The organism is Luteibacter sp. SVR4-7G, from assembly GCF_056755555.1.
On the sequence record NZ_JBPGXO010000047.1, the window covers coordinates 18,094 to 29,838 of the forward strand.

The window sequence follows — 11,745 nt, forward strand, 5'->3', positions numbered from 1 at the left end:
ACGCCCTTGCCGTTACCGCCGCAGCTTTGTGACGAGCGGTCGTCCGCGCGGGCCAGGCGGCGTCAGGCGATGCCCAGCGCACGCCTCGCGTGGGCACGGAAGCGACGGCTCAGGTTGAGCCGGGTGCCGTCGTGCAGCACCACGTCCGCGTTTCCCTGGAACAGGGGATGCACTTCGCGGATGCGCTCCACGTTGACCAGGGTGCCGCGATGGATGCGCAGGAAGCGGTGTGGATCCAGCGTTGCCAGCAGGCCGCGCAGGGTCTCCCGGTGAAGATAGGCCTGCTTGCCGACGTGGATCTGCACGTAGTTGCCGTCGGCCTCGATCCAGTCGATCGTATCGGTGGCGATCACGCGGATGTGTTCGCCCACGCGTACGCTGATCCGCTGCAGACGCGCGGCGCCGGGCAGCGCCGTTGCCGCTTCCTGGGGTAATGCCGCGTGCGCATGCAGCCCGTGCCAGTGTTTCCGGACGCGCTCCATGGCCTGGTCGAAGCGTGCCTGGTCGATCGGCTTGAGCACATAATCCAGAGCGTTGGCGTCGAAGGCACGCAAAGCGTGCTGGCCGTACGCCGTCGCGAAGACCACCATGGGCAAGGTGTCCGGCTTCAGTTCGCGCAGCAGCTTGAAACCGTCGAGTCCGGGCATGCGGATGTCCAGGAACAGGAGGTCGGGCTTCAACGCGTCATGCGCCTGCATGGCTTCGGCCGCGTTGCCGCACTCGCCCACGATGTCCACGTCGGGGTGCGCGGCCAGGGCCTGGCGCAGGGCCAGCCGGGCGAGCACCTCGTCGTCGACCAGCAGGGTACGGATCGGCTTCATGCCACGTGCTCCCGGAATGGGAAGCAGAGTTCCACGCGCGTGCCGCCGCCCGTGTTGCGGCTGAGCTCCATGCTGGCAGCCGCTCCGAACAGCACATCCAGCCGGGCCCGGGTATTGCCCAGCCCGAGACCTTCGGTGAGACCGCCGGGCGGCAAGCCGAGCCCGTCGTCGTCCACGCGCAGACGGAGCAGGTTTCCTTCGCGGTGGCTGGCGATGCTCAGGCTGCCGGGCTCGGCCTTGGCCAGCAGGCCATGGCGCAGCGCGTTCTCGACCAGCGGCTGCAGGATCATGCTCGGCACGGCGGCATGCAGCGTGTCCTCGGCCACGTCCAGCTGCGTCGACAGGCGATCCTGGAAGCGTACCTGCTGGATATCCAGGTAACAGCGCAGGAACTCCATTTCGCGCGACAGCGGCACCTGCTGCGCGTGGCGATGTTCCAGCGTCATGCGCAGGAAGTCGCTGAGGCGGGCGATCATCAGGCGCGCCCGCAGCGGCTCGGCCAGTGCCAGGGCGGAAATGGCGTTGAGCGTGTTGAACAGGAAGTGCGGTTGCAGCTGCATGCGCAATGCCTGCAATTGCGATTGCGCCAGCTGCGTTTCCAGCTGTGCGCTGCGAAGCTGTTCGTCGCGCAGGCGCCGCCGGGATTCGAGCCCGCGCAACACGACGAGGATGAGCCAGTAGGTGAGCAGCGACAGGTGGTAGCTGTAAGCGAACTGCATGCCGATGAAACCGGCCAGCGTATGTACCGGTGCGTGACCGGGGCCGCAGAGCGTCCAGAACACGGATAGCTGGGCCAGCATCTGCGCCAGCGCGACCAGCAGGCCCGCCGGTACATGCACCGCGCAGAAGCGTTGCCAGCCCGCCCCTGCGGACTGCCTGCCCAGCCAGCCGACGAGCGGTACCAGCGCCATCCACAGCCAGAAATTGGACAGGTTCCAGGTCAGCGCCCTGAACCAGTCGGGCGACCGGCCCTCGCTGATCGACGAGAGGCCGGCGCTGAGCGAATAGGACAGGGCCAGCAGCGTCCAGAAGGCGAACACCAGCGCATGCCGCATGAGCCGGGCATTACGGGTCGTGTTCACGCGGGTCCTCCTCCGAAGCCAGGGAGGCAGTGTGCGGCCTGGCGGCAATGCGGGGAAGTGCAGTGAGGACGAGCGGTCCGATCCCGGGGACGAGCGGCTTCAACCGCTCAATCGTCCACTCCGGCGATCAGCCCCGCATCGAGCCAGTCGGCCAGCAGGGCTCCTGCGCGGGCCACTCCGGCCTCTTCGCCGAGCCGTCCCACGAGCGTTTCGCACATGGCTTCGAAACGGTCGTCTGTCAGCACGCCAAGCAGCGCCGCATAATCATCGCCATCGTAGCGGCGCAGCCGCGAGAGGAACCCACGACGCCACACCACCAGTCCGCCCGGCGCGGCGAGCATCTCGCCGTCGGGTATGGCGCCTTCTTCCTGCAACGCGGACCACACCTCGTCGGCGTTGGTCGTCGCTACACGATGGTGCAGGCTTGGCGTCATGCGCAGGCGCGCCGTATCCCAGTCGACGGACCAGAGTGCCTCCTTCGGCATGGGTGCGGAGTCCCTGGCCACGAAGGCTGCCGACAGCGACCACTCGATCCAGGCAAGCTCGTGGAGGTCGGGGTTGTCCGGGAACATGGCGCGCAACGTCGTGCCGAAGTCCGCGCCGTAGTTGTCGAGCGTCCAGCCCTGGGGCGGGTGCGCATCGACGTGACGGATGGCTGCCTGACGGAATGCTTCGTCGCCGATCCAGCGAAGCAGATGGGGATAGCTCACCTGCAGACAGTTCACCAGCTGTGCGCGGTAGTTGTTCTGGTAAACAGCGAGCCCTGCTGCCGAACGTTCACCGAAGACGCTCGCGATGCCGCTGCTGCCGCCGGCCAGCCAGTCGCGAAAGCTCTCCTGCCATTGGACGAGATTCATGCGGCCTCCCGCTGGACCGCGCCGACGCTCCGGGCGATGTCGAGTTCGCCGAGCAGTTCGGGCAGGGGAGGAATCGAATCGTCGCGCTCGATCATGGTCGCGACCGGTCCGAGCAGCGACATGGCCGTGCGATACAGCGACCACACCTCGTCGCATACCGGCTGGTCGTGCGTGTCTATCAGCAGGCCCGGTCCTTCGGTGTGCCCGGCCAGGTGGACCTGGCGCACGCGGTCCGCCGGTATGCCGCGGAGGAAGGCCTGCGCGTCGAAGCCATGGTTGCTCGCGCTGACGAAGACATTGTTCACGTCCAGCAGCAGGCCACAACCGGTCCGCTCCGACATCGCGGCAAGGAAATCCCATTCGCTCATCGTGGCGCCTTCGAAGGCCACGTAGCTGGACGGATTCTCGAACAGCATGGCGCGGCCCAGCACGTCCTGCGCCATGTCGATGTTGCGGCAGACCCTGTCCAGCGCCTCCTCGGTATAAGGCACCGGCAGCAGGTCGTGCGAACTGAAGCCGGCGATGCGCGACCAGCTGAGGTGATCGGAAACGAACAACGGCCGCACCTCGTCGGCGAGTGCCTTGAGCCTGCGCAGGTAGGCGATGTCCAGGCCATCCGCTGAGCCGATCGACATCGACACGCCGTGCAGTGCCACGGGGTACTTCTCGCGTATCCGGCGCAGGATGTCGCGCGGCTGGCCGCCATCGACCATGAAGTTCTCCGAGATCACTTCGACGAAATCGACGGGAACCTCGGTGTCGAGGAAGTCGCGGTAATGCTCCCTGCGCAGGCCGAGGCCGTAGCCGGAGAAGGGCGGGGGTGGCGTGAACATGCGGAGGTCCTTGATGTCGTTCGTCGGTGGCAGGCCGGCCCCCGTCATTCCTGCGCAGGCAGGAATCCAGCGTCTTGCCGCCCGATGAGGATGGAGCCGCTGGATCCCTGCCTGCGCAGGGACGGCGTGGGGGGCACGAAGGTCCGGCAGGTTTACTTCGGCTCGGTGAGCGTGCCGCCGGCGGCCTTGCATTCGCTCGGGGTCTTCACCAGGACGCCTTCGCCCTTGCACGAGTTCAGGCCCTTGCAGTCGTGCTTGGCGGTGGCGCACAGGCTGGTGCCCTTGCAGGTGTTGATGCCGTAGCAACGGCCGGGTTCTTCCTTCGGTGCGGCAGTGTCGGCAGCACGGACGGGGGAGCCGATCGAGGCGACGGCGAGGGCGACGAGTGCGGCGGCTGCGGCAAAGCTGGTGCGGGACTTGGTGGCGACGGTGTTCATGGGTTCTCTCCTGCGATGAGGTCCGACGTGGACCGAAAGATGGATGGAATCAGTGGACGCTGCGGGCAGCGTCTTCGATCACCTTCGCGACCGCTTCCGGCTGCGAGATGTAAACGACATGGCTGGCCTTGACCTCGGTGACCTTCGCGTTGGCGCGCTTGTACATCCAGCGCTCGAGGTCCGGGCTCAGTGCGCGGTCGTCGCTGGCGACGACGGCCCAGACCGGCTTGTCGTGCCAGGCGGCCACCTGCATCGTGGCGCCGAAGGCGGCGGTGGTGGCGGGCACCTGCGAGGCGGCCATGAAATCGGTGCGGTTCGTCGAGAGATCGCCGGCGAAATCCGCGCCGAACTTCGCCTGGTCGAAGAACAGGTGACCGTCGCGGGTGGCGACGACGTCGTTGCTTGGCGAAGGCATGGAGCCGACGAGCTGCGACAGGCTCTCGCCGACGTCCGGCACGACGGCCGCCACGTAAACCAGCGCCTTCACCTTGTCACGGTTGCCGGCCTGGGTGATGACTGCGCCGCCATAGCTGTGACCGACGAGGACGACGGGACCGTCCTGGGTGCGGATCTGCTCGCGGGTCAGTTCGATGTCGTTCGCCAGCGTTTCGATGCGCGGCTGCACGACGCTGACCGTATAGCCCTTGTGGATCAGGATGTCGTGGACAACACGCCAACCCGAACCGTCGACGAAGGCGCCTGGCACGATGACGATGTTCCTGGCGCCGGGAGGTGCCGCCGCGTCGGCGGCGGAGGCAGCCGTGCCGCCTCCGAGGGCCAGTGCGGCGATGGCGATGCTGAGGAGTTTGCGCATGGGAATCCCTGCTTGGTTTCGTGGATAGAGGAGAGTCAGCGGCGAAACAGGCGGTCGAGCGACCAGGCACCGCCGCCGCGGGCAAGGAGCGGAAGCAGCAGGCCCGCCCAGGTGAGGTGCGTCGGCCACGCGTCCGGGTAGACGAAGACCTCGATCACCGTCGTCATCGCCAGGAGGCCCAGCGCCGAGACCCGCGTGAAAAGGCCGAGCACCAGCAACACGGGGAAGGCGTGTTCCGCATACGTCGCCAGATGCGCGGCGATGGTTGGCGATACCAGCGGCAGCGCGTATTCCGAGGCGAACAGGTCGTAGGTGGATGGCTTGATGTTGAGGAAGCCGTCCACCTTGGTGCGTCCGGAGAGGAAGAACACCGAGGCGATGCCGAACCGGGCGATCAGGAGCAGCAGGTCGTCCGGCAGCACCCGTTGCAGAATCGACCGCGGAGTGTTCACGCCTGCGGCTCCAGCGTGCCGTGCCCCTTGGGCGTCTTGATGGTGGTGCAGGTGCCCTTCTCGACCAGCACCCAGGCGTTGCCCTGGTAATCCTTCTTCGACGTGGCGGCGCAGCTGGTGCCCGGCCCGGCGGCGCAGTCGTTCTGGCCGGCCTTTGAGACGCCGTAGCATTTTTCCATGGGCTTCTTCGCATCGTCGGCATGCGCGGCGGAAGCGAGGGAGACGAGGCCGAGGGCCAGGGTGGCGGCGAGCGCGGTGTGCTTGCGGATCATCGGTGATTCCTTCGGTAGTGGATGGGGAGTGGTGCGGGTCAGGCGAGCTGGAGCTCGACGTCGATGTTTCCGCGCGTCGCCTTCGAATACGGACACGTGCTGTGGGCGGCCTGGATCAGCTCGTGCGCGAGGGCCGCGTCGATACCCGGCAGGCTCACGGTGAGGCGGGCCTGGAGGAAGTAACCGCCTTCGCCGGTGCCTAGGTCGACTTCGGCGTCGATGGCGGTGTCCTTCGGCAGCGCGACCTTGCGTTCGGCGGCAGCCAGGCCCAGGGCGCCGATGAAGCAGGCAGACCAGCCGGCGGCGAACAGCTGCTCGGGATTGGTGCCGGTGCCGGGGCCGCCCGGGGAGGACAGCTTCACGTCGAGGCGTTCGTCGGAGCTGCGCGCCTGGCCGTTGCGGCCGCCGGTGGTGCGGGTCTTGCCGGTATAGAGGACGTTCTGGATCTGTGACATGGCGTGGGTTTCCGCTGCGATGGCTGGTGGCCAGCCGGTGTGCATAGGAAACCGCCGGGGCGTATCCCGCCTGTGTCGCGGCAAGCGCCGAAGCGCATCGGAATGTGTCAGGCGCGGGGGCCGATACATTCGGGTACAAACCGGCCGGGATCGGTACAAAGCGATACAAAAAGCCGCTTGCCGGGACACTTTCCGTATAAGTGCCGGGCGTCCAATAGGGACCATGCGGGATATTCCCGCGCCCCCTGTCGAGGTACACCCATGAAATCCTTCCGTCTCGCCGCCGCCGCCCTGGCCCTGGGCCTGGCGCTCGTCGCCGCCTGGCCGGGCGCGTGGAACGCCCGTGCCGGCGATTCGTCCGCACCGGCCGCCCCCGAATTCGCGGGCATCGACCGCTGGTACAACTCACCGCCGCTGAGCATGGCCGGCCTGCGCGGCAAGGTGGTGCTCGTCGAATTCTGGACGCACGAATGCATCAACTGCCTGCACGTGCTGCCGCATACGAAGGCGCTGTACGACAAGTACGCGGGCCAGGGACTGGTCGTGGTCGGCGTGCACACGCCCGAATTCGACGAAGAGCGCGACCCGCTCCGCGTCCAGGCGGCCATCCGCCGCTACGGCGTCACCTGGCCGGTGGCGACGGACAATGGGCTGCAGACCTGGAACGCCTGGGGCAACCAGTTCTGGCCGGCGCTGTACCTGATCGATCGCGACGGGCGGGTGGTCTACCGCCACTTCGGTGAGGGAAACTACGAGGAGACGGAGCAGCGCGTCCGCCAGCTCCTGGCCAAGGCATGATCCCATCCATGGAACACATCGACCACATCCTCGTCGTCGACGACGACCACGGCATCCGCACGGGTGTCGTGGACTACCTGCGCAAGAACGGTCTGCGTGCCACCGCGGCGGCCGATGGCCGCGAGATGCTGGCCCAGCTGGACGGTTCGGCCTTCGACCTCATCGTGCTCGACATCATGATGCCTGGCGACGATGGCCTCGTGCTCTGCCGCAACCTGCGCAGCGGCAAGCACCGCGCGATCCCGGTCCTGCTGCTCACCGCTCGCGACGACGAGACCGACCGCATCATCGGCCTGGAAATGGGCGCCGACGATTACGTGGTGAAGCCGTTCTCGCCGCGCGAGCTGCTGGCGCGCATCAAGGCCGTGATCCGCCGCACGCGCATGCTGCCGCCGAACCTGCGCATCACCGAAACCAGCGACATCATCTCCTTCGGCCGCTGGCGCCTGGACACCACGGCGCGCCACCTGCTCGACGAGGACGGCACGGTGGTGTCGTTGAGCGGCGCCGAGTTCCGCCTCCTTCGCGTGCTGCTCGATCATCCGCAGCGTGTGCTCTCGCGCGACCAGCTGCTGAACCTCACCCAGGGACGCGACGCGGAGCTGTTCGACCGCTCGATCGACCTGATGATCAGCCGTCTTCGCCAACGCCTGCGCGACGATGCGAAGGAGCCCGCGTACATCAAGACCGTGCGCAGCGAGGGCTACGTGTTCTCCATGCCGGTGACCGTGCATGGGGAAGCGCCGTGAAGGCCATGCCCCGGTTGCGTGCGTGGCGGCCGTGGACGGGGAGCATGGCCTCGCGCATGTACCTGATCATTTTCGCCGGTCTCCTCCTTGCGCATGCGCTTTCGTTCGGCCTCATGTTCTATGAGCGCTACGAGTCGGCAACGAACGTCATGCTCAACACGCTGGATAACGAAGTCGGTACCTCGGTCGCGATCCTGGACCGTCTCCCTGCCGCGGAGCGCCCGCAATGGCTGCCGCGATTGCAGCGCGACAACTACCGTTTCATCCTCGGGCCGGGCGAGCCGGGCAAGCCCCTGGTATCGGAGCGCTCGCGCGACGTGACGGCGATGATCGCGAAACAGGTGGGTGCCAGTTACGGTGCACATGGCGAGACGATTTCCATGAAGCCCGAGCGCTATCAGATACACCTGACGTTGCACGACGGCTCGCCGTTGACGCTGGAGATCATCCCCCGGGGCGTGATGCCCATCGCCGAGTGGCTGCCCTTCGTGCTCATCCTTCAGGTGGCCTTGCTCCTGGCCTGCGGCTGGTTCGCCGTGCGCGAGGCCTCGCAGCCGCTGGCGCGGCTGGCGCGTGCGGCCGATGCGATGACGCCCGCGGCCGACGGCCCGCGCATGTCCGAGACCGGGCCGACGGAAGTCGCCCATGCCGCCATGGCCTTCAATGCCATGCAGGACCGCATCGGCCTTTACCTCAAGGAGCGCCTGCACATCCTCGCCTCCATCTCGCATGACCTGCAAACGCCCATCACGCGGATGCGCCTGCGCGCCGAATCGCTCGACGACGGCTTCGAGCGCGACAGGATCCTCGACGACCTGAAAGAGATGGAACACCTCGTGCGCGAAGGGGTGGCGTATGCGCGCAGCGCCCACGGCGGCGACGAGACGCCGGTACGGATCGATCCCGCGGCCTTCCTGGAAAGCCTGGTCTTCGATTACCAGGACACCGGGCAGCCGGTGACGCTGAATGGCAGCATCGAGGGCGTTGCCACGGTGCGGCCGCGTGCGCTGCGCCGGGTGCTCGGCAACCTCATCGACAACGCGATCAAGTACGGCGGCGCGGCGGAGGTCGGCGTCTGCCACGACGAGCAGGGCAGGCTCTGCATCACCGTGTCCGACCGCGGCCCAGGCATTCCGGAGGAAGCCCTGGAGGACGTGCTCCAGCCATTCTACCGGCTGGAGGCCTCGCGCAATCGCGATACGGGCGGCGCAGGCCTCGGACTGGCCATCGCCACCCAGCTCATGCGCTCGATCGGCGGAAACCTCGGCCTGGCGAATCGCGAAGGAGGGGGCCTCGTTGCAACGGTGACCCTGCCGTAGAGTTCGGCGATCGACGGTGCCGCGTTCCGATCGTGGCAATCGCCACGTACGACGACCGGTCCTGGTCCGCCTGGCGATCAGCTCAGGAGGTCGGCCCGGTAGGCGTAAAGTCCGGGGGAGCCACCGGTGGCGATGAAGAGCACTTGCTCCCCGTTGCGCACGACGCCGTGGCTCAGGTCGCGCAGCAGTCCTGCGAAGGCCTTGCCGGAATACACCGGATCCAGCAACAGGCCTTCGCGGCTGGCGGCAAGGCGCAACGCGGCCTTCATGCCATCGGTCGGCACGCCGTAACCGGCACCGAGGTGCGCGTCGTCGACGGTTATGTCGCCCATGTCCAATTCCGCGTCCGATCCGAGCAGGGTCAGCGCTTCACGCGCCAGCGCCAGGGTCGCGCGCCGCGCCGCCTCCGCCGGCGCGAGCACAGAGTAGGCGGTAATCGTCGCAGGCGAGCGGCCCATCGCGGCGAATCCCGCGACGAGCCCCGCGTGCGTGCCGCTGCTGCCGTTCGGTAGCACGATGCGATCGAAGCGTCTGCCGAGGGTGTCCTCCTGCATGACGATTTCCCGTGCGCATCGTGCATAGCCCAGCGCGCCGAGTGGGGTGGAACCGCCGGTGGGCACTATGAGCACCTTGCGGCCTGCGGCTCTAAGCTCCCCAGCCCGTGTTTCCGCATGCTCGAGCGCATTCTCGCCTCGCGCGAGGATGATCGGCCGGGCGCCGAACAGTTCATCGAGCAGGACGTTTCCGTTTTCCTCGTAATCGCTATCGTCCTTGGGCACGAGCCGCGACAGGATCAGTTCGCACGCGAACCCGTGCTTCGCCGCGGCCGCAGCAGTGAGGCGGGCATGGTTGGATTGCACGCCCCCCACGCTGACGATGGTATCCACCCCTGTCGCGCGCGCGTGGCCGAGGTGGTATTCCAGCTTGCGCAGTTTGTTGCCGCCGCCGCCCAGCGACATGACGTCGTCGCGTTTTACGAACAGCCCGATGCCTCGCGGCGCGAGGCCCAGTTCGTCCTCGATGCGCATCATGCGTTGGATGGGGGTCGGGCCATCGAGCAGGTCGAGGCGGGGGAAACTGTCGAAGACGTGCGGGCTGGCGGGCATCGCCGGACTCAGGGGAAGTCGATGATAGCCCCGATCATGCCAGCTATTCCCGCAAGTAGCCCGTCGCTCCCGCGAGCTTGGGAGCCTGACTCCTCCCGCATGCATGGGAAAGCCCTCATAAAAAAAGCCCCGGTCTGGGGCCGGGGCTTCGTACGCTGTCGAGGTGCCGCTGCCTACACTCTCGGCCCGCGACGCAACCCGCCGAACAGCAGCGAAAGAATGAACAGGATCAGGAACACCACGAAAAGGATCTTCGCGATGCTGGCAGCGCCCGCGGCGATGCCGGTGAAACCGAAGACCGCGGCGATAAGCGCGATCACGAAAAAGATGACGGCCCAATGAAGCATGATGTTCTCCTCTGGCGAGTAAACGGTGGATGTCAGTAGTTGCTATCGAGGTTCCGGCGGAATTCCTTTACCTGGTTATCCGCTTCGTCCCTCGCCACGCCATAGCGTTCCTGGACTTTGCCTGCGAGGTATTCGCTGCTGCCTTCGGCAACCGTCAGGTCGTCGTCGGTGAGCTTGCCCCACTTTTCCTTTATCTTGCCGGCCAGCTGTTTCCACTGGCCCTTGATGGTGTCTTCGTTCATCGCGGATCCTCGATTAGCCCGCACGACGTCCATCGCCATGCCGGGTCGAGGCCAATTCGAGCATCGGCGGGTTGAAATGTGCGTCTGTGACGGGTGACGTGAAGGCTCACCCGTCCTTGGCGTCCCCTATACGGAGTAAGCGCCCGAAAGGCAGTTGCGGGCCGCCGCGCCATGGTGGATCGTGGCGCCTCCCATCCCCGAAGGACCCGCCGCATGAATGCGCAACGCTTCCGAGATCTCCACGCAGGAACGGCACTGCTCGTCCTGCCGAATGCCTGGGATGCCGCCAGCGCGGCGGTGGTCCGCCACGCCGGTGCCAGCGCCGTCGCCACCACCAGCGCCGGCGTGGCCTGGTCGTGCGGCTGGCCGGATGGCGATCGCCTGCCGGCGGAGGAAATGCTTGCCGCGATTCGCCGCATCGTCCGGGCCATCGATGTGCCGCTCACCGTGGATGTCGAGGAAGGCTGCTCCGACGATCCTGCCGAGGTCGGCGCCTTCATCGGCGCGCTGGCGGACATGGGCGTGGCGGGCATCAATATCGAGGACGGCACCAAACCGCCGGAATTGCTCGTCGCGAAGCTGCGTGCCATCCGCGAGGCGCTGGGCGCGCGCGACCTTTACGTCAATGCGCGGACCGACGTGTTCCTGCGCGGCATGGCTTCCGGTGCCGCAGGCGTGGAAGAGGTGTTGCGTCGTGGTGCGCTGTACCGCGAAGCGGGCGCGGATGGCCTGTTCGTTCCGGGCATCAAGGTCATCGACGAGGTGCGCCGCGTGGCCGCCGGCGCGGCGCCGATGCCGTTGAACGTGATGCTCGTGCCCGGGCTGCCTTCGCGCGAGGCACTGTTCGAAGCGGGGGCGCGGCGGCTGAGCGCGGGTATCGCGCTCTCGCTGGAGGCGTATGCCACCGCCGGGCGCATGGCGGCCGAGCTGCTGGAGCGCGAGGCGCCGGAGATTGGCTACGCGTCCCTCAACAGCCTGCTGGACCGGTAGCGCGCCCGCTGGCCGGGGCCGCGGTCTGTAGGAGCGCGCCCTGCGCGCGACAGCTTTTCGCGAAGAGCACCAGGCTCTGTTGCTCACGGCCCCAAAGGCTTTCGCGCGCAAGGCGCGCTCCTACAGGAGGGGCCGGGGGGGACGGGGTTGCCCTGTCTCTTATACACATCT

General features: G+C 67.0%; 16 protein-coding genes. 4 read left to right on the forward strand and 12 right to left on the reverse strand.

The window, feature by feature from the left end; all coding sequences use genetic code 11:
- Positions 1 to 62: 62 nt before the first annotated feature.
- The 9 genes from ACR9ZH_RS15745 to ACR9ZH_RS15785 all read right to left on the reverse strand — a co-directional run bounded on the left by ACR9ZH_RS15745 (position 63) and on the right by ACR9ZH_RS15785 (position 6,023).
- On the reverse strand, positions 63 to 821 hold the full coding sequence (locus tag ACR9ZH_RS15745; protein WP_481291700.1) for a LytR/AlgR family response regulator transcription factor: 759 nt from the start codon (positions 819 to 821) through the stop codon (positions 63 to 65).
- Positions 818 to 1,903 carry a sensor histidine kinase gene (locus ACR9ZH_RS15750; RefSeq protein WP_481291701.1) on the reverse strand — a complete coding sequence of 362 codons (1,086 nt, stop codon included), beginning with the start codon at positions 1,901 to 1,903 and terminating at the stop codon, positions 818 to 820. Before ACR9ZH_RS15750 ends, ACR9ZH_RS15745 begins: the two co-directional genes overlap by 4 nt.
- A 107-nt stretch (positions 1,904 to 2,010) precedes the next feature.
- Positions 2,011 to 2,760 carry an HvfC/BufC family peptide modification chaperone gene (locus ACR9ZH_RS15755; RefSeq protein ID WP_481291702.1) on the reverse strand — a complete coding sequence of 250 codons (750 nt, stop codon included), beginning with the start codon at positions 2,758 to 2,760 and terminating at the stop codon, positions 2,011 to 2,013.
- Positions 2,757 to 3,593, reverse strand: coding sequence for an MNIO family bufferin maturase (bufB, locus tag ACR9ZH_RS15760; protein ID WP_481291703.1), 837 nt, complete (start codon positions 3,591 to 3,593; stop codon positions 2,757 to 2,759). Before bufB ends, ACR9ZH_RS15755 begins: the two co-directional genes overlap by 4 nt.
- 152 nt (positions 3,594 to 3,745) lie before the next feature.
- Positions 3,746 to 4,030 carry a BufA2 family periplasmic bufferin-type metallophore gene (bufA2, locus tag ACR9ZH_RS15765; protein ID WP_481291704.1) on the reverse strand — a complete coding sequence of 95 codons (285 nt, stop codon included), beginning with the start codon at positions 4,028 to 4,030 and terminating at the stop codon, positions 3,746 to 3,748.
- Positions 4,031 to 4,079: 49 nt separating this feature from the next.
- Positions 4,080 to 4,844 carry an alpha/beta fold hydrolase gene (locus ACR9ZH_RS15770; RefSeq protein WP_481291705.1) on the reverse strand — a complete coding sequence of 255 codons (765 nt, stop codon included), beginning with the start codon at positions 4,842 to 4,844 and terminating at the stop codon, positions 4,080 to 4,082.
- A gap of 35 nt (positions 4,845 to 4,879) precedes the next feature.
- Complete coding sequence (locus ACR9ZH_RS15775; RefSeq protein ID WP_481291706.1) at positions 4,880 to 5,296, reverse strand: DoxX family protein; 417 nt, start codon at positions 5,294 to 5,296, stop codon at positions 4,880 to 4,882.
- Positions 5,293 to 5,568, reverse strand: coding sequence for a BufA1 family periplasmic bufferin-type metallophore (locus ACR9ZH_RS15780; RefSeq protein WP_481291707.1), 276 nt, complete (start codon positions 5,566 to 5,568; stop codon positions 5,293 to 5,295). Before ACR9ZH_RS15780 ends, ACR9ZH_RS15775 begins: the two co-directional genes overlap by 4 nt.
- Positions 5,569 to 5,606: 38 nt before the next feature.
- Complete coding sequence (locus tag ACR9ZH_RS15785) at positions 5,607 to 6,023, reverse strand: organic hydroperoxide resistance protein (RefSeq protein ID WP_481291708.1); 417 nt, start codon at positions 6,021 to 6,023, stop codon at positions 5,607 to 5,609.
- A 261-nt stretch (positions 6,024 to 6,284) separates the two neighbouring features.
- Here ACR9ZH_RS15785 and ACR9ZH_RS15790 point away from each other — a divergent pair, with 261 nt between their 5' ends.
- The 3 genes from ACR9ZH_RS15790 to ACR9ZH_RS15800 are packed head-to-tail and all read left to right on the forward strand — an operon-like array spanning position 6,285 to position 8,889.
- Positions 6,285 to 6,821, forward strand: coding sequence for a redoxin family protein (locus tag ACR9ZH_RS15790; RefSeq protein ID WP_481291709.1), 537 nt, complete (start codon positions 6,285 to 6,287; stop codon positions 6,819 to 6,821).
- Positions 6,822 to 6,829: 8 nt separating this feature from the next.
- Positions 6,830 to 7,570, forward strand: a complete 741-nt coding sequence (locus ACR9ZH_RS15795; RefSeq protein WP_481291710.1) for a response regulator — start codon at positions 6,830 to 6,832, stop codon at positions 7,568 to 7,570.
- Between the two features lie 5 nt (positions 7,571 to 7,575).
- Positions 7,576 to 8,889 (forward strand): sensor histidine kinase, encoded by a 1,314-nt coding sequence (locus tag ACR9ZH_RS15800; RefSeq protein WP_481291716.1) that lies wholly within the window; start codon positions 7,576 to 7,578, stop codon positions 8,887 to 8,889.
- 77 nt (positions 8,890 to 8,966) lie between these two features.
- Here the strand turns inward: ACR9ZH_RS15800 and ACR9ZH_RS15805 are convergent, their stop codons facing one another.
- The 3 genes from ACR9ZH_RS15805 to ACR9ZH_RS15815 all read right to left on the reverse strand — a co-directional run bounded on the left by ACR9ZH_RS15805 (position 8,967) and on the right by ACR9ZH_RS15815 (position 10,584).
- Positions 8,967 to 9,995 (reverse strand): D-cysteine desulfhydrase family protein, encoded by a 1,029-nt coding sequence (locus tag ACR9ZH_RS15805; RefSeq protein WP_481291711.1) that lies wholly within the window; start codon positions 9,993 to 9,995, stop codon positions 8,967 to 8,969.
- Between the two features lie 173 nt (positions 9,996 to 10,168).
- The gene (locus ACR9ZH_RS15810) at positions 10,169 to 10,342 is read right to left on the reverse strand and encodes a DUF1328 domain-containing protein (protein ID WP_167028689.1); all 174 of its coding nucleotides are present in this window, start codon (positions 10,340 to 10,342) and stop codon (positions 10,169 to 10,171) included.
- Between the two features lie 32 nt (positions 10,343 to 10,374).
- Positions 10,375 to 10,584 (reverse strand): CsbD family protein, encoded by a 210-nt coding sequence (locus tag ACR9ZH_RS15815; protein ID WP_481291712.1) that lies wholly within the window; start codon positions 10,582 to 10,584, stop codon positions 10,375 to 10,377.
- A 213-nt stretch (positions 10,585 to 10,797) separates the two neighbouring features.
- On the opposite strand from ACR9ZH_RS15815, the gene ACR9ZH_RS15820 reads away from it, so the two are divergent.
- Positions 10,798 to 11,574 (forward strand): isocitrate lyase/PEP mutase family protein, encoded by a 777-nt coding sequence (locus tag ACR9ZH_RS15820; RefSeq protein WP_481291713.1) that lies wholly within the window; start codon positions 10,798 to 10,800, stop codon positions 11,572 to 11,574.
- Positions 11,575 to 11,745 lie beyond the last annotated feature (171 nt).

Bases quoted from the DNA above. Each gene is read 5' to 3' on its own strand.
- ACR9ZH_RS15770 (WP_481291705.1), bottom strand. From the start codon at position 4,844: ATGCGCAAACTCCTCAGCATCGCCATCGCCGCACTGGCCCTCGGAGGC.
- ACR9ZH_RS15820 (WP_481291713.1), top strand. From the start codon at position 10,798: ATGAATGCGCAACGCTTCCGAGATCTCCACGCAGGAACGGCACTGCTC.
- ACR9ZH_RS15785 (WP_481291708.1), bottom strand. From the start codon at position 6,023: ATGTCACAGATCCAGAACGTCCTCTATACCGGCAAGACCCGCACCACC.
- ACR9ZH_RS15795 (WP_481291710.1), top strand. From the start codon at position 6,830: ATGGAACACATCGACCACATCCTCGTCGTCGACGACGACCACGGCATC.
- ACR9ZH_RS15810 (WP_167028689.1), bottom strand. From the start codon at position 10,342: ATGCTTCATTGGGCCGTCATCTTTTTCGTGATCGCGCTTATCGCCGCG.
- bufB (WP_481291703.1), bottom strand. From the start codon at position 3,593: ATGTTCACGCCACCCCCGCCCTTCTCCGGCTACGGCCTCGGCCTGCGC.
- ACR9ZH_RS15755 (WP_481291702.1), bottom strand. From the start codon at position 2,760: ATGAATCTCGTCCAATGGCAGGAGAGCTTTCGCGACTGGCTGGCCGGC.
- bufA2 (WP_481291704.1), bottom strand. From the start codon at position 4,030: ATGAACACCGTCGCCACCAAGTCCCGCACCAGCTTTGCCGCAGCCGCC.
- ACR9ZH_RS15790 (WP_481291709.1), top strand. From the start codon at position 6,285: ATGAAATCCTTCCGTCTCGCCGCCGCCGCCCTGGCCCTGGGCCTGGCG.
- ACR9ZH_RS15805 (WP_481291711.1), bottom strand. From the start codon at position 9,995: ATGCCCGCCAGCCCGCACGTCTTCGACAGTTTCCCCCGCCTCGACCTG.
- ACR9ZH_RS15745 (WP_481291700.1), bottom strand. From the start codon at position 821: ATGAAGCCGATCCGTACCCTGCTGGTCGACGACGAGGTGCTCGCCCGG.
- ACR9ZH_RS15800 (WP_481291716.1), top strand. From the start codon at position 7,576: ATGCCCCGGTTGCGTGCGTGGCGGCCGTGGACGGGGAGCATGGCCTCG.
- ACR9ZH_RS15780 (WP_481291707.1), bottom strand. From the start codon at position 5,568: ATGATCCGCAAGCACACCGCGCTCGCCGCCACCCTGGCCCTCGGCCTC.
- ACR9ZH_RS15815 (WP_481291712.1), bottom strand. From the start codon at position 10,584: ATGAACGAAGACACCATCAAGGGCCAGTGGAAACAGCTGGCCGGCAAG.